This is a genomic window from Vibrio sp. ArtGut-C1, assembly GCF_002105475.1.
Lineage (GTDB): Bacteria > Pseudomonadota > Gammaproteobacteria > Enterobacterales > Vibrionaceae > Vibrio > Vibrio diabolicus.
Map to the genome: position 1 here is coordinate 40,025 of NZ_NCTH01000006.1, position 15,428 is coordinate 55,452.

A 15,428-nucleotide genomic window follows, 5' to 3' on the forward strand; every position below is an offset into this window, starting at 1 on the left:
TTTGTCCGATAACTTATGTATACTGCTGGCTCCAAACGTGGAGCCAGTTTTTTATGTTCGATATTCTACATACCTATCCCGATTTTCTGATCATCAATAAGCATCCCAACGTCTCTGTTCATAAAGACGATGGCGACACAATGCTGCTGCAAGAAGTGGCTAAGCAGAGTGGTGATGAGCAGCTTTATCTTATCCATCGCTTGGATAAAATGACATCGGGTATTCTGCTCCTCGGACGCAACGCCAAAGCGGCCAGTGCGTTATCGCAAGCCTTCGCTGACCGCCAAGTGGAAAAGTTCTATCTGGCGATTGGCTCTAAAAAGCCGAAAAAGAAACAAGGTTTGGTCGTTGGTGATATGGAGCGTTCGCGCCGTTCATCATGGAAGCTGGTCAACAGCAAAAATAACCCAGCCGTTACCCAGTTTTTCTCTCTTGCGGCAGAGCCCGGAGAACGCCTATTTTTATGTAAGCCGCACACTGGTAAAACGCATCAAATCCGCGTGGCATTAAAATCGGTTGGCTCAGGTATTGTTGGTGACCCGATTTACAATGCAGGCAATGAGGCTGATCGCGGTTATCTGCATGCATTTTCACTTTGCTTCCAATACCGAGATGAGCAATATCGTTTTGTTTGCGATCCACGAGAATACCAAGTGCTAGGTAGCAAATGGCACAGTGAAATCGTCTCTCAGGGTTTGGATACTTGGCTTTCCCCTTGGGAACTGAACTGGCCTACGATCAAATAACCATCACAAAGAAAACTAATAAGAGAACTCGATGCAAGCATCACAACTTCCGCTGTTCTTTCAGCATCTAGAAACCGAGCTCGCGCAAGCTCCGAATGAAATTCGTCGACTGTTTCATGGTCGTGGCCGCCGTTTTGAGGGCCTAGAGCAAATAACCTGTGATTGGTTACAAGGTCAGTTGATTATCAATTTGTTTAAAGAAGTCGACGACGCGTTTCTCGCTGAGCTGAAAAGCGGCCTCAATGTGTTGGCACAATCACAACTGTGGGCAGACAAGCAAGGTCGCACTATGGTTCTTCAGCACCGTTATGCCGATGGTGCGCCTTCAGAAGTGCTTGTCGGTGAATTAGACGCTCGCCCTGTCGTTGAAGAAAGCGGTTTGAAATACCAATTGGATATTGGCCGCAACCAAAACTTCGGTCTGTTTTTGGACATGCGCTACGGTCGTGATTGGGTACGGGAAAATGCGAAGCATAAAAACGTGCTTAACTTGTTTGCTTACACGTGTGGCTTTTCTGTCGCTGCCATTGCGGGGGGCGCAGATAAAGTGGTTAACGTCGACATGGCAAAAGCGTCGCTGTCTAAAGGTCGTGAGAACCACAAGCTAAATGGTCATAACATCAACCAGGTAAGCTTTATGGGGCACGATATCTTTAAATCGTGGGGTAAGATTAAAAAATCTGGTCAGTATGACTTGATTATCATCGATCCGCCTTCATTCCAGAAAGGCAGCTTTGCGCTGACTAAAGATTACAAAAAGATTCTACGTCGATTGCCGGATTTGTTGGCAGACGGCGGTCAAGTGATGGCATGTGTGAACTCGCCATCTGTGACAAGCGACTTCTTGATTGAAAGCATGAAAGAAGAAGCGCCAGAGTTGACATACCGTGAGCGTCTGGATAACCCACCAGAGTTTATGGACGTAGACAGCGAAGCTGCATTGAAAGTGTTGTTATTTAGCGAGAAGTAATGACGACGAAACGAAAGTTGTACCTATCTATAATACCAGCCGTTTGAGTACGGCTGGCATTTCCGCGATACCCCGTCAATCTGAATAGCGAGACAGGAGTGTGATTCAGAGTCTATTCTCAGAGTGAGCTATTCCTAACACGCTGATATTAGATTCCTGATCTCGCCTAGGCTCGTCGGAATGACGGGAAACAATAAAAGATCGATACCAGCAGCATTAACCGATCTGCACTTCAAGATCCGCTTCGATGGTTGATGAGCAGGCGAGCACATAGCCTTGTTCAATTTCTTCTGGCGTTAATGTTTCTAGGCTGGTGAAAGAGACGCTGCCTTTACTAACCTTGCATTTGCACGAGCCACAAATGCCGCTACGACAAGCGACGATTAATGGTAAACCTGCGCCTTCAAGCACATCGGCCAGTACCTGACCTTTTTGCGCATCGATGGTTTGAGCAAAGTCAGGAACAGAAACACGAACAACTTTATCGGAGACCGATGTTTCTGCGCCAGTCGCAGGCGTAAAACTCTCTTGGTAGAAGTTCGTCATGTCAAAACCAAGGTCATTCAAATAACCGTGAACATCTTGCATAAACTGGCTTGGACCACACAGGTAAACGGTGCGTTGCTTGAAATCAGGAACAAGCTCTTTAAGCCAGTCGGCATTCAAACGACCTTGTGGGTGTGACGTTCCTTCGCGGTTTTTTAGCAACAGCTTTAAATGGAAGTTGGGATACACAGCGTCGAACGTTTCTAGTTGATCGTAGTAAATCGTCTCTTCTGGGCTGCGTGCGATATGAAGAAATGCGATGTCCACATCGTTGTCGTTTTCATCGTGATTACTCAGCCAGTGTTTTGCCATCGAAAATACGGGCGTGACGCCGCAACCTGCACTGATAAGCAAGGCTTTTGTTTCGCCATCACGTAAAACGGGTGGGTGGTCAATGCAGTTAAATTCGCCCGCTGGTGGTAATGCTTGAACGGTATCACCGAGCAGCAGCGAGTCAACGATGTAGTTCGATACTTTACCGCCAGATACTCGTTTGATGGTGAGTTGAAGGTGATCGTCTTCATTGATAGAGCTGATTGAATAGGCGCGAAACTCCATTTTTCCATCAATTTCGATGCCCAAGTTAATAAACTGGCCAGGCTTAAACTGAAACAGAAGTGACTCGGTTAGTTCAGCCAACTTGATGCTGACGGTATCGTGTGTTTCGAAGTATTTGTCGATGCAACGGAGTGTGACGGGTTGGTTACCTTGCCATTCAAAAAACATAACAATCTCTTTGGTTGTGGCTATTTTTAGTTCGAAATAGATAGCGCCTCCACGTAAGGAGGCGCGTAACAAGCAGGTTTGTTAAGCTGCTAGGATGGCTTTTAGATCATCTTGAACATTGCCAATACTGCGCATATCGAACTTCTCTTGGATGATCGCGATTAGGTTTGGCGTTAGGAATGCCGGTGCAGTAGGGCCTGTGTAAATGCCTTTCACGCCCAATGCAAATAGCGTTAGCAAGATAACGATCGCTTTTTGCTCGAACCAAGAAAGTACAAGCGTGAGTGGCAGTTCATTGATGTCACAGTCAAACTCTTTCGCTAGTGCAAGTGCAAGCTGGATTGCAGAGTAAGCATCGTTACATTGGCCCACATCCAATAGGCGAGGAATGCCGTTGATATCGCCGAACGTATTCTTGTTGAAACGGAACTTACCACACGCCAAGGTCAGGATTAGCGTATCTTCTGGCGCTTCAGCCGTAAAATCGGTGTAGTAGCTGCGTTCCGCTTTATCGCCGTCACAACCGCCGACTAGGAAGAAGTGCTTGATGTTACCTTGCTTAACTTGGTCGATAACCGCAGGGGCGGCGTTCATCAGTGCATTGCGACCAAAACCAACCGTGATGTGGTGTTCGATTTCATCGTGTTGGAAACCGTTTTGCGCTAGAGCACATTCAATCACTTGGCTAAAATCATCGCCTTCGATGTGAGCCACACCAGGCCAGCCAACAATACTACGGGTGAATAAACGGTCTGCGTATTGGCCTACATTTGGATTCAACAAGCAGTTTGACGTCATTACGATTGCGCCAGGGAAGTTTGCGAATTCTTTCTGTTGGTTTTGCCATGCGCTGCCGTAGTTGCCGACAAGATGAGGGTATTTCTTCAGCTCAGGGTAGCCGTGTGCAGGCAGCATTTCACCGTTGGTGTAAACGTTAATGCCTTTGCCTTCAGTCTGTTGCAGGATTTTTTCTAGGTCATGCAAATCATGGCCAGAAACAAGAATACACTTGCCTTTTACTGGCTTGACGTTCACCGTAGTTGGTTCTGGATGACCGAAGGTCGTTGTTTCACCTTGGTCGAGCATTTCCATCACTTTATAGTTCATCAGGCCAATGCGCATTGAGCAATCAAGTAGTTCACCGAGATCTTCAGGATCAGTACCTAACCACGCCATGATTTCATGATATTCGGCATAGATATCGTTGTTGGTTTGCTCAAGAACACGTGCGTGCTCCATGTACGCGGCTGCACCTTTAAGTCCGTATAGGCAAAGTAGGCGCAGGCCAATAACATCTTCATGTACTTGGTCTTTACCACGGTTAACCGCAACTTGAGGAGCAAAAGCTAAGATTGCTTCTGCGCTGTTTGGTAGCTCAAAGTGAGCAACAGCAGGAATGTCAGCGACTTCGGTATCGGCGAGCGTGGCTGCAGACATCACTTGCTCTTTTAGCAATGCTTTATACGTTGCAGCTTGAGAAGTCAGCTCTAGGACACGTTCAGGGTCGAAGTTTACGTTCGTCAATGTAGAGAAAAATGCTTTTGGTGCCCATTGGTTGATTTCATCGTTAATGATATTGAATTCAAGTGCTTTTGATGCCCAAAAAGAAACCCCTTGCAGTGTGTAAACCAACACGTCTTGTAGGTCTGATACTTCAGAAGTTTTGCCACACATGCCTTGTGCAAAAGAACAACCTTTAACAGCAGGGGTTTGAATTGTCTGTTCACATTGAATACAGAACATATTGGGTTCTCCAGTGATTGTTTTAATAGTCGTGATGTTGACCACTAGAAAGCAGAATGCGTGCCAATTGTTATCTTATTGATTTATATTTAATTTTATCGGTTTTAGATCATTGGTTGATGTAATTAAGACAACGCAGTTGATGTCTTAATTACATCGGCTTCTTGTGGTTGGTTATTTATTGATCCCGAGCTTTTTACCCATCCGATATAAGTTCCCGCGATCCATTTGTAAAAACTCCGCTGCTTTTGCCCAAACGCCACCAGTTTGGCTTAAAGCATGTTCAATTAAATCACGTTGATAGCTTTCTATTAGCTCTCGCATTGGCTGGCTTTCTTTAGGCAGATAATGCGATGTGTTTTTTACATCATCGAGAGCCAGTGAGGTGTCGAAATGGTTAAGCATGATCGTGCTCGCACCTTGTTGAATGGCGTGTAAAGCCGCGCGAGTTAAAGTGTGTTCGAGCTCGCGTACGTTTCCGTACCAAGGTAAAGACTCCAGTTGAGTCAACACCTTAGGATGAACGTGCAGATTGGGTGCATTGAATTGTTGGCGTACTTTTTCCAACAAATATCCTGCTAAAACAGGAATATCACCGTCACGGGCACGCAGTGGGGGGACTTGGATTGGGAACACGTTCAAACGGTGGAAAAGGTCTGCTCGAAACGTGCCAGCTTCGACCTCTTTTTCTAATTGTCGATTGGTCGCGGCGATGATGCGCACATTGACCATCAAATGCTGATCGCTACCTACTCGTTGTAGCTCGCCTTGCTGAATTACGCGCAACAATTTTGCCTGTAAAATCAAAGGCAGTTCGCCCACTTCATCGAGGAAGATAGTTCCGCCGTCTGCCAGTTCAAACTTACCGGCGCGGTGGCTATTGGCTCCAGTGAATGCGCCTTTGACATGACCAAACAGTTCACTCTCAGCCAGACCTTCAGGCAGGGCCGCACAGTTTACGTAGATCATCGGCTTATCGCTACGATGAGATTGCGCGTGCACCGAGTGCGCGACCAGTTCTTTACCAGTACCGGTCTCTCCTGTGATAAGTACCGCGTAATCTGATTGAGCAACGGTTGCAATGTTGTTTCGTAACTGGTTGATCTGCTGGCTCAAGCCTACCATTTCGCCATGTTGAGAACGGGCTTGCTGGATAAGGGTTTGAGTGACGCTTTTCTGCTTTTGGTTTTGTGCTTTGAGCGCTTTTAATTGAGCAATGTTACGCAATGTTGCAGCGGTCAAAGCCGCCAAGGTTTCGATAGCGACAGGGTCAATGTCATCAAACGCGCCCACCGTTAGGGCATCCATAGTTAGTGCGCCAACAAGTTGGCCTTCCACATGCAAGCTAAAGCCCATGCAATCGTGAACATCAATGCACTGGTCTTCGGTTAATAGTGTGCCGTCAAAAGGATCCGGAAGCGCACAATCGGCATCGAAACGCACAGGTGCGCGGCTATGAATAATGGCATCTAAGCGTGGATGTGCTTTGGGGAAATAGCGACGACCTAAGACCGAGCTGGATAAGCCTTTTACCGCGACAGGAGTCAGAAACCCATCCTCATCGAAGATAAACAGGCAGCTCGCATCACATGGGAATACTTGCGCGACCCCATCAATGAGGTTTTGATATTGCTGCTCGTGAGAGCGATTAGAGCTGAGGTTTAGCGCGATATTAAGGAGTACGTGGTCAACAGTCGGAGTCATAACAAGCCCAAAGTTATCTGGAATGGGCTCATGCTAGCAACTTGATGTCATTTGAACATCGAAAGGTGTGGGAGATTGATGTTCCATTGACGACGATCAAACTTGATACAAATAGAATCGCGCAAGCCGATGAGTAAGCAACGTACGCTTGCGCGGATTAAGCTCTTTGAAACAAAACAGCAGACCAATGGAAAGGAGTAACCGCGTTCAAATTAGCGAGGAACAACCCTTGCTTCATTGCCAGACATGTTGATTTGAACCGCTTGGCCTGGCTGAAAAATCATGTTTGGGTTTGCTTCTTGAACGACAGATATTATTTGTCCATCCTCTAAGCGAATGGTCAGATTCACACCATTTCGTTTCGCGGTTGCTTCAGCGGCTTTACTGCCGGCATAACCACCCAGCAGACCACCACCAATAGCTGCGATATCCGAGCCAGAGCCACCCCCGACTTTTGAGCCTAATATACCACCCACGGCAGCACCAGCGATTGTGCCTATGGCGTTGGATTGGGTAGAGGCATCAATGGTTACTGGTTCAACTTTTTCTATCGTTCCGTAGTAAACCTGCTGAACTTTGCGCGTGTCTGAAGAGCCGTATGCATCTCCGTACGGGTTAGGTGAGGTACAGCCGCTAAGCATAACAATACAAGACATGATGAGCAGCATACCTAGCTTGATGTGTTTTTTCATATAGCCTCCGAATGGTTTCTCTCCATCCAAAGAGTATATACCCCAATTTAATATATGCTTTAGTGTTATATAAAACAGGTACTTAGCGGCTGTTCTCTCAAGAAAACGTGAACTGCTAAGTGGTTTAATGGCCTTTAAGCGTATGAAACCCAGAGTAAATACGTGTGAAGGTGGTAAACCAACACGCTGCACCAAAGATATAAGCAATGACGGCAAAGTGTTGCGGTAACAAACAAAATAGCACCAAACAACCAATGGTTTCAGTACCTTCGGTTAAACCGCTCATGTAGTAGAGAGATTTGTGTTTATACACCGGATTATCGATGCCTTGTTTCCCTGCCATGATGGCAAAAGCTAAAAAGCTGCTTCCCGTTCCGACAAAGGAAAAAATCAAAAATGCCCCTGCAATGGCATTTTGTTCTGGATTTGCTAACACAAAACCAAAAGGAATCAGGGAATAGAACAGAAAATCCAAGCTGATATCGAGAAAACCTCCGGCATCGGTAATGCCTTGAATCCTCGCCAGTGCACCGTCTAATCCATCACAGATTCTATTCAGCAAAATAAACAGCAATGCCAACAAGTATTGTTCGGTGATCAAAGCCGGCAGAGCAAAACAGCCAAGCACAAAACCAAATACTGTCGTCTGATTTGCGGTGATGCCACATTTATCGAGGTATGTCGCACTGAGTGCCAGCGGTTTGCGGATGAGCTTTATACTCAGGCTATCAAGCATGATTTGTCTCCCACGGCCAATTTAGGCAGCGGCTGCCATTGGGAATGTCGTCTTCATCGTGCGTTACCATCAAAGTAGGGATGTTCGCTTGCTGCAATTGCTCGACCACCCAATTGCGAAATTGTACGCGCAGATCTTTATCTAACTTGCTGTAGGGCTCATCGAGTAGCGCAACTTTCGGCTTTGCCAACAGCATACGAGTCAAAGCAATACGGGCACGTTGTCCTCCGGAGATTTGATCTGGGAAGGATTCGGCAAGTTTGGTCAACGCAATGTTCTTCAGTGCTTGCATGGCGTGTGCTTTACGCTCCTCACCTTTGATTGAGTTTGGTAGCGCGAATGCAAGATTCTCCCATACCGTTAAGTGAGGGAAGAGCAAATCTTCTTGGAACAGAATACCAACCTGCCGCTTATGTGTAGGGAGGGCATCCAACTTTTCGTTATCAAGCGTAATGGAGCCAGAGTAGTTGAACTCGGCGGAGAGGTGTCCAGCAATGGCATCCAACAAAGTGGATTTACCACAACCGCTTGGTCCCATCAGAGTAACAATTTCACCTTTCTCTACGGTCATGTTGAACGCTGAGAAAAGCGTGTCGCCATTGGTTTTACGGATGGCGAGGTTTTCGAGACAAAGACTCATTCAGTAGTAAACCTTTTATAGACAAGCGGCGATACTTCACGTGTAAGCGGCTTAGTAGTATCGCAAAAGAGAAGAACAAGAACGGCAAGAGTGCTTGCCAAATGGCATAAATCGCGGTGACACGTCGGTCAAAACCACTGGATAGCGCAACGGCTTCGGTGGTGATGGTGCTAATGCGCCCAGCCCCTAGCACCAGTGTCGGTAGGTATTGCGCCAGACTTACGCTAATACCGACCGCCCATGCGAATGTAATTGCAGGTAGGAGGATTGGCAGTTTCACTTTTAACCAAGCTTGCATCGGTGATTTACCCAAGCTGAGTGCGACGCGAGTTAAGCCGTTGTCGAAGCTGCGCCACGGGCCGTCTAGCGAGAGGTAAATAAATGGGAATGCGAAGAACACATGCGCCCAGCATACCCAAAAGAAATACGCGTTACTGTTAAAATACAGTGTCACTACTTGCATACCGAATAGCACCGATAGCTGAGGAATCAGCATTGGGATGGCGATAATGTAACCGGGCACCTGCCAGCGATAACGAAGGCGATACTCGTGTGCGATCAAGGCAAGGACTAGAGCGACGGTCGCGCTGATAACAGCAATCAGCATGCTCTGTTCCAGCGTGCCAAGAATGCTGTGCCATTCGTATTCCCAAAAACGCAGGCTATAGCGGCTCGGTAGTAAATCTGGAAAGCGCCAGCGTTGAGCAAAGCTCCATACCACCATGAGTGGAATCATTAGAAGTGCGAGTAGCGCAATCAGTGAAAACAGGGTCTTACCGGGTAAACGAAACCCGTTTCGACCAGAGTACTGCCAGCGTTTGAAGCCTTTGGTAATACACCATTCCATCAAGCGTGCAAATCCAATCAAAAGGCTAGCGATCGCAAACAACACTACCGCGCCTGCGGCAGCTCTTGGTAGAAGTGATAAATCTGGATCGTTAAACCACTGCCATACCAAAACCGCAAACGTTGGTGGGTTGGTAGGGCCAATAATCAATGCAACATCGACAACCGACAAGCTGTAAGCCAATACCGCCAGCATTGGAAAGCGCAGTTTTGCTATCCACTGTGGGAACACGCATTTCCACCACGCTTGCGCCGAACTATAGCCCATTGAATGACTGACTTTTTCAATCTTATCGACTTTCAATTGCTGAAGAATTGGAATACTCATCAACAATAAAAACGGCACTTCTTTAATCGCAAGCATGATGATCAAACCGAGTGCATGCGGATCTTTAATCAGCAATGCTAAGTCATTCACCGTTTGCGCATTGGGATCGTAACCAAACAGTTGGTTGAGAGCCCTAACGCCCATACCAGTTGGGGCAAACAAGAACGCAAAGCCAATCGCAAACGCTACGTGCGGCATGGCAAGAAGTGGCGAGAGGCTTACTTCAATTTTTCGCCAAAACTTGCTGCCCCACGATGCTTGCAAAATCGCAAATGTGATCAAGCAAGCCAAGTAGCTACTGAAAATGGCAGAGTAGAAAGTCAGCCCGATGGATGTCCAAACACCCTCCCAATCAAAAACAGCGTTAAAGCCATCTAAAGAAAAGTGGTGCAAGCCGATAGGAGGCACATAACCGAGCGCAGAGACCACCACTCCGAGTAGTCCCGGAATGGTAGGCAAAATACAAACTGCGATAATGACTAAATATAGCGCTCTTAACATGGGCTCTTATTAATTCCCGTAGCGTTTCAACCATTCTTTTTCTAAGGCAGATTGCCAACTTGGATGCGGCTCAGCGATAGATTTGAATTGTTGAGTATGTTTAGCCGAACCTGTTAGGTATTGGCTGCTTAGCACTGAAGGATCGCCCCAGATGTTAAGGTTACCTTTGCGAGATTGTGCTTCAGGGCTCAATAAAAAGTTTATCGCAACTTGCGCACCAGCACTGGCATTTGCGTTCCAAGGAATCGCTAAGAAGTGAATGTTTGAGAGTGCACCTGCGTCCATCGCATACGCTTTGGTGCTTTCTGCAAGATTACCGCTCGACTGCGCAGAGAAAACCGCGTTCGGGTTAAAGGTAATTGCCAGGTCAGTCTGACCATCATCCAGTAGTTGAAGGGTTTCTGCTGTACCGCCTGGAAACTGTTTACCACCGCGCCAAGCGACTTTATGGAGCTCATCTAGGTAAGCCCATAGCGGTTGAGTAACTTGTTCAAACGTGTCATCGGTAACTGGTTGTTGCAGAGCAGGGGCGTTGTTAGACAGTTCAATGAGTAATGCTTTAATAAAGCTTGTGCCATGAAACTCTGGTGGGCGAGGGTAAGTTAGGCGATTTGGAAACGCCTTTGCGTAACTCAGCATTTCAGCAAATGATCGAGGAGGGTTATGCAGGGTTTGCTCATCATGGATAAACACTAATTGCCCCACACCCCAAGGTGCTTCCAGACCTTCAGTCGGCTCTGAAAAATCCACATCAATTGGCAATGATTTATCGACGTATTGCCAGCTTGGCAAACCTTCAACAAAAGGACCAAACAGCAATTGGTTATCCTTCATAGATTTGAAGTTTTCGCCATTGATCCAAACCATATCAACACTGCCACCGCTGTTTTTACCTGCGGCTTTTTCTGCGATAAGTCGAGTGGTGGTCTCAGAAATATCGGTGACTTTAACGTGGTTTAGCGTCACGTTATAACGCGATTTTAGCTCTCTACTCGCCCACTGGATGTAGCGATTAATTTCTTGGCTTCCGCCCCAAGCATGAAAGTAGACGGATTGTCCGTCGGCTTGTTGTTCGATTTTTTGCCATTCACTAGCAACCGATGAGTTGGCAAAAGAAGATGTCGCGAAAGTGGTGGCTAAAATGCCAACGGTACTGAGTAGCTTTTTCATATCTATTCCGTGTTATGTCTTTTTATTCTCGTTTCCGGCGTTATTGACGTCTAAACAAGTCGCTCCGCTTTGTTACAAGGATAGTAATCCATCTCTCTCTATTATCAATGGCAATCCCAAACGGAATCACTCATTGATTCAAAGAATTATTCTCAATGTGAAGCAAAACGAAGAAAGGACAATTCTGGTGTCGTTTTAGGTATACAAGAGCGGACCGCTTGTTTGACGATATTCTTTCAAGTAATTGAAAATTATTGTCCTCAAGCAACTTCGATATGTTGATTTGGAAGACTGAACCCGCGTCGTAGACGTGGCGTTGAGGGCGTAAAGAGGGAAAGAGTTTGTCGTTTTAAACGATTTTGCTAATCGAAGAGTGCGAAACAGACATCCAGCCTGCTTTGATATTGATTAGGAGGCATAAAAAAAGCAGCCATCTTATGGCTGCTCTTAGAATATGAAATGGGACTTAGTTTACCCAATCACGCAACTGAAACGTTAGTTCGTGATCGTCATTTTTAAGCATTAGCCCTTCTTTGGTTAGCGTTATATCACTCCATTCAGTAAGAGTTTCAGACATCGCTTGCTCAATTTTCATTTGGTCATCCATACACATCTTCATGGTCATTCCCATTTTTTCGATGCGTAGTTGATTGTTTTTTAGTTCAGCTTGACCAAAGAAGTTGTTACACCCCGCGTTACCATTTGCAGTCAGATTTTCTCCGATTTCTAAGCGAGGCGCTTGCTGACGTTCTTTTAATTCGATGTTTTTACCATCAATCTGAACCAGCTCCCAATTATGGTGCTGTAAATCTTGAGCCGTAATTTCTTTCACATTGTCACCGTTGCTAGCACATGCAGTCATAAGAACAGGAAGAGAGATTGCTGTAACTAACGTTTTTAGGCTAAGCTTCATTTTATAGACTCCGTTTTTAGAAAACGTGGTAAGTATAGGTAATAAAACACTGTTTTTGTCAGCATAAGGTAATAGTTTCGTATTACTGTGACAGAGTCCAGTTTATATACTCAAACGGCTTCAAGGTGCAAGATGTATAGCACTGTTGGGAGCGTATATTGAAGTCGTTATAATATCATTACAGCACAGCGAGCAAAAAACGGTTAGAGCATGGAGCAACTAGAGTTTTTTACCGTCCCAAACCCTTGCGTTGGTATTTGTAGTGTGGACGAAAAAGGGTATTGCAAAGGATGTATGCGTAAAAGAGAAGAGCGATTTAACTGGCTCACTTATACGCCTGCTCAACAGTTGCATGTAATTAAGCTATGCCGTCAGCGCTATAGAAGAAAGGTATTGGCAGGGAAGGGAAAGGCAGAAGAGTCTCAAGAAGAATTATCACCACAGCAAAATCTCTTTTAAATTTCGAATTATCCCGGCTCGGCAATAATCAATGATGAGCCGGGACTGTATTAGCTCTTACTATGCGGTGCGTGTAAGGCAAACTCGTTAAATTAGCACTACTTCATTGACCAACGGTCACTGACCCATCCCCCAGCATGTTCGTCAAAGTGGCTTCCTGAAAATCGATGATTGAATTCAACATCTAATTTACTTGTCGGGCGTTCATCCATCAGCTGATGAATGTATCTCGCCATAGGATCCGTGCAAGCTTCGCGCTCTCTACGGGTAACCACTTCTTTGATCATTTGAAGTCTGTAGCTATTGCTGGCTCGTTTCATTTTTGACCTCCTGAACTCGATGGCAGCAGTTTGAACATATTGACGTCCAGATCGCTGCTCATTGGTGAACGCTTGGCGGCGAATCACCTTCGTTTTAGGTCAAAAAGACAAATTGTTTGAGAGCAGTGTTTGTAACGCCATTCACATCTTTCCTAGAATCATCCACTAAGCTACGAAACTTCATAGCGAAAAGTTAGTTGATGAATCTGTATTTTCGAAAGACCTTATCAAACATAGAAGCCCAGCACATGGGCGTCAACAACACAAATGAATAATTTTTGAACACTTTATGAAGGGCGATAATTTTCAGCACTTTAACGAAAATAAAAAACCGAAGCGTCACGCTTCGGTTTTTAGGGAGGCTCTGACGGAACAACTTCTAAAAGCGCTTCACGTCAGAGTGTAAGGTGTTTTTAGCTATTAGTTGCTGGGCAACCTTTCACAGCTTGACCGTTACTGAAATACTTGATGTTTTCTAAGTTCTTGTTGTAGCTATCCGCAGAGATCTGTGGGTTATTTACGAAGAACTCACGTAAAACGTATGCATCGGTTAGCTGGGTAGATTGAACATCGATGATTGGATAGTTATCGCCACCAGCAGCACTGAAGCTGATTACAGAGAATGTGTACGTTGCGTCTAGATCGAAGCCTTTATTGTTAATGTCGGTAATGGTTACTGAGCCAGCATCACAATCTACATCTAAAGTGATGTTATCTAGTTGAGCGTAAGCACCAGAGCCTGCAGATTTCGTTGCTACGACATCAAGGTACTCTTTTACTTCTTGACCAGTCATTGTCGCTTTAGTCACGAAGTTACCGAATGGTTGCACTGTTAGTACGTCACGGTAAGTGATGTCACCATCTTGGATTGAATCACGCACACCGCCAGAGTTCATCACACCAAAGTCAGCACCTACCGTTTTGTAAGTACGGTATGCCTCGCCCAGTAGATGACCTAGGTTAGTTTGTTGAGAGCGAACTACGTTACGATCACCTTCTAACTTACCCGTTGTATTAGAAATCTTCTCATCTAATAACTCTTGACCTTGCTGTTGGTATGGCAGTAGTAACGCTTTTACCGTCGCATCTTGTTGAATGCGTTCACCGATCACTTCATCGTTGTCGTCCAAAAGGTTTACAGGAATCAGTGCGTAATTCGCTAAGTGAAGCTTGCCGTCGTAATATTCAAAGTCCGCACGACCCACATATTTACCCCACTCATGCGCTTGCATAATCCAAGTGCCTTTTTGTTGGTCTGGCGCGCAATCATCACCAGGTTTGAAATCAGCATACTCATTGGTACCTGGCTCCATACACACTGGGTTTTGTGAGTGACCACCGATGATAGCGTCTAGTTGTCCCTCTTCAAGAGAGCGAGCGAGCTTCACGTCCCCTGGTGCTTCACTACCATTATTACCATCTTGGTAGTGACCCATGTGCGTCGTTGCAAATACTAGATCTACTTTTTCGTTTTCTTCGATTTCCTTAAGTACTTTTTTGATTTCAACTTGAGGGTCTTCGAAGTGGATGTTTGATACGTTGTCTGGATTGACTAGCTTCGCCGTGTCCTGGGTGGTTAGACCAATTACAGCGATCTTAAGGCCGTTGATAGTAAATACTTTGTAAGGGTCGAAGTAACGCTCATTGGTATCTTTCTTATAGATATTCGCAGCCAGCATAGGGAAGTCAGCTAGCTCAGCTTGCATATCGAGAATATCTAGTGAGTTATCAAACTCGTGGTTACCGACAGCCATTGCATCGTAACCAAGTAGGTTCATCCCCACGAAGTCTGGAACCGCATCTTGCATGTCTGATTCTGGTACGCCGGTATTAATATCACCGCCAGATAGCAGAATGGTTTCACCGCCTTTTGCTTCGACTTCTGCGCGAATAGATTCGATTAAAGTGTGACGCGCAGCCATGCCATATTCGCCGTCGCTGTTATGCCAAAAGCGACCGTGGTTATCGTTAGTGTGGAGAACGGTGAACTTAGTACAAGAATCTGCTGTCTCGCAGGTTACTGGAGAATTATCGCTGTCTGAGCCGCATCCTGCTAGCGCAGCGCCCACTGCCATTACCAAAAGAGATTTGGAAAACTTCATAAGGGATCCTTTCTTTGTGATTTTGTTATTGTTACGGCGTGAAATATACGGAATTAATGTGAAACTTTAGTGATCTATCTCTTATTTATACTTCTATCGGAGACATGAATTAATAAGCCTGCAAACTACGTCTCCAATTAAACAGAAATAGTTTTTAGTATATTGAAATTAGAGGGAGGGGGTTATTTTGTGAAGTGGCCAATTGAATGAATGTGGTTTGTGTGAATCAATGCGCATTTTTGCGAAGTATAGCGCTGATTTTGGTGATTATTTTGCCAAGTTCATG

The 15,428-nt window shown here is 45.6% G+C and carries 14 protein-coding genes; 3 read left to right on the forward strand and 11 right to left on the reverse strand.

Annotation, left to right across the window (positions count from 1 at the left end):
- Positions 1-53: 53 nt before the first annotated feature.
- Complete coding sequence (locus B7360_RS07060; RefSeq protein WP_085343101.1) at positions 54-746, forward strand: TIGR01621 family pseudouridine synthase; 693 nt, start codon at positions 54-56, stop codon at positions 744-746.
- A 31-nt stretch (positions 747-777) separates the two neighbouring features.
- Positions 778-1,716: a class I SAM-dependent methyltransferase gene (locus B7360_RS07065; protein ID WP_085343103.1), complete on the forward strand. Its 939-nt coding sequence runs from the start codon at positions 778-780 to the stop codon at positions 1,714-1,716.
- 216 nt (positions 1,717-1,932) lie between these two features.
- Here the strand turns inward: B7360_RS07065 and B7360_RS07070 are convergent, their stop codons facing one another.
- The 9 genes from B7360_RS07070 to B7360_RS07110 all read right to left on the reverse strand — a co-directional run bounded on the left by B7360_RS07070 (position 1,933) and on the right by B7360_RS07110 (position 12,261).
- Positions 1,933-2,988 carry a hybrid-cluster NAD(P)-dependent oxidoreductase gene (locus tag B7360_RS07070; protein ID WP_085343105.1) on the reverse strand — a complete coding sequence of 352 codons (1,056 nt, stop codon included), beginning with the start codon at positions 2,986-2,988 and terminating at the stop codon, positions 1,933-1,935.
- Between the two features lie 81 nt (positions 2,989-3,069).
- Positions 3,070-4,731 (reverse strand): hydroxylamine reductase, encoded by a 1,662-nt coding sequence (hcp, locus tag B7360_RS07075; protein WP_025630890.1) that lies wholly within the window; start codon positions 4,729-4,731, stop codon positions 3,070-3,072.
- Between the two features lie 174 nt (positions 4,732-4,905).
- Entirely contained in the window at positions 4,906-6,435 is a 1,530-nt protein-coding gene (gene norR / locus B7360_RS07080; protein ID WP_085343106.1) for a nitric oxide reductase transcriptional regulator NorR, read from the reverse strand.
- A 212-nt stretch (positions 6,436-6,647) separates the two neighbouring features.
- On the reverse strand, positions 6,648-7,127 hold the full coding sequence (locus B7360_RS07085; RefSeq protein WP_085343108.1) for a glycine zipper 2TM domain-containing protein: 480 nt from the start codon (positions 7,125-7,127) through the stop codon (positions 6,648-6,650).
- 124 nt (positions 7,128-7,251) lie between these two features.
- Positions 7,252-7,863 carry a CDP-alcohol phosphatidyltransferase family protein gene (locus tag B7360_RS07090; protein ID WP_085343110.1) on the reverse strand — a complete coding sequence of 204 codons (612 nt, stop codon included), beginning with the start codon at positions 7,861-7,863 and terminating at the stop codon, positions 7,252-7,254.
- On the reverse strand, positions 7,856-8,503 hold the full coding sequence (locus tag B7360_RS07095; RefSeq protein WP_085343112.1) for an ATP-binding cassette domain-containing protein: 648 nt from the start codon (positions 8,501-8,503) through the stop codon (positions 7,856-7,858). The genes B7360_RS07090 and B7360_RS07095 overlap by 8 nt, the downstream gene beginning before the upstream one ends.
- Positions 8,469-10,178, reverse strand: a complete 1,710-nt coding sequence (locus B7360_RS07100; RefSeq protein ID WP_085343114.1) for an ABC transporter permease — start codon at positions 10,176-10,178, stop codon at positions 8,469-8,471. Before B7360_RS07100 ends, B7360_RS07095 begins: the two co-directional genes overlap by 35 nt.
- Positions 10,179-10,187: 9 nt before the next feature.
- Positions 10,188-11,348: an ABC transporter substrate-binding protein gene (locus B7360_RS07105; protein WP_085343116.1), complete on the reverse strand. Its 1,161-nt coding sequence runs from the start codon at positions 11,346-11,348 to the stop codon at positions 10,188-10,190.
- 466 nt (positions 11,349-11,814) lie between these two features.
- A complete protein-coding gene (locus tag B7360_RS07110) occupies positions 11,815-12,261 on the reverse strand; it encodes an META domain-containing protein (protein WP_005393252.1) in 447 nt (148 codons plus the stop codon).
- A 210-nt stretch (positions 12,262-12,471) separates the two neighbouring features.
- On the opposite strand from B7360_RS07110, the gene B7360_RS07115 reads away from it, so the two are divergent.
- Positions 12,472-12,720, forward strand: a complete 249-nt coding sequence (locus B7360_RS07115; RefSeq protein ID WP_048626242.1) for a DUF1289 domain-containing protein — start codon at positions 12,472-12,474, stop codon at positions 12,718-12,720.
- Between the two features lie 98 nt (positions 12,721-12,818).
- Here B7360_RS07115 and B7360_RS07120 read toward each other — a convergent pair whose 3' ends face one another.
- Positions 12,819-13,040 (reverse strand): hypothetical protein, encoded by a 222-nt coding sequence (locus tag B7360_RS07120; protein ID WP_005393249.1) that lies wholly within the window; start codon positions 13,038-13,040, stop codon positions 12,819-12,821.
- Positions 13,041-13,453: 413 nt separating this feature from the next.
- Positions 13,454-15,142: a bifunctional UDP-sugar hydrolase/5'-nucleotidase UshA gene (gene ushA, locus B7360_RS07125; protein ID WP_085343118.1), complete on the reverse strand. Its 1,689-nt coding sequence runs from the start codon at positions 15,140-15,142 to the stop codon at positions 13,454-13,456.
- Between the last annotated feature and the right edge of the window lie 286 nt (positions 15,143-15,428).

What these genes read in the sequence shown, in the direction of transcription:
- B7360_RS07060 (WP_085343101.1), top strand. Translation starts at nt 54, where the DNA reads ATGTTCGATATTCTACATACCTATCCCGATTTTCTGATCATCAATAAG.
- B7360_RS07065 (WP_085343103.1), top strand. Translation starts at nt 778, where the DNA reads ATGCAAGCATCACAACTTCCGCTGTTCTTTCAGCATCTAGAAACCGAG.
- B7360_RS07070 (WP_085343105.1), bottom strand. Translation starts at nt 2,988, where the DNA reads ATGTTTTTTGAATGGCAAGGTAACCAACCCGTCACACTCCGTTGCATC.
- hcp (WP_025630890.1), bottom strand. Translation starts at nt 4,731, where the DNA reads ATGTTCTGTATTCAATGTGAACAGACAATTCAAACCCCTGCTGTTAAA.
- norR (WP_085343106.1), bottom strand. Translation starts at nt 6,435, where the DNA reads ATGACTCCGACTGTTGACCACGTACTCCTTAATATCGCGCTAAACCTC.
- B7360_RS07085 (WP_085343108.1), bottom strand. Translation starts at nt 7,127, where the DNA reads ATGAAAAAACACATCAAGCTAGGTATGCTGCTCATCATGTCTTGTATT.
- B7360_RS07090 (WP_085343110.1), bottom strand. Translation starts at nt 7,863, where the DNA reads ATGCTTGATAGCCTGAGTATAAAGCTCATCCGCAAACCGCTGGCACTC.
- B7360_RS07095 (WP_085343112.1), bottom strand. Translation starts at nt 8,503, where the DNA reads ATGAGTCTTTGTCTCGAAAACCTCGCCATCCGTAAAACCAATGGCGAC.
- B7360_RS07100 (WP_085343114.1), bottom strand. Translation starts at nt 10,178, where the DNA reads ATGTTAAGAGCGCTATATTTAGTCATTATCGCAGTTTGTATTTTGCCT.
- B7360_RS07105 (WP_085343116.1), bottom strand. Translation starts at nt 11,348, where the DNA reads ATGAAAAAGCTACTCAGTACCGTTGGCATTTTAGCCACCACTTTCGCG.
- B7360_RS07110 (WP_005393252.1), bottom strand. Translation starts at nt 12,261, where the DNA reads ATGAAGCTTAGCCTAAAAACGTTAGTTACAGCAATCTCTCTTCCTGTT.
- B7360_RS07115 (WP_048626242.1), top strand. Translation starts at nt 12,472, where the DNA reads ATGGAGCAACTAGAGTTTTTTACCGTCCCAAACCCTTGCGTTGGTATT.
- B7360_RS07120 (WP_005393249.1), bottom strand. Translation starts at nt 13,040, where the DNA reads ATGAAACGAGCCAGCAATAGCTACAGACTTCAAATGATCAAAGAAGTG.
- ushA (WP_085343118.1), bottom strand. Translation starts at nt 15,142, where the DNA reads ATGAAGTTTTCCAAATCTCTTTTGGTAATGGCAGTGGGCGCTGCGCTA.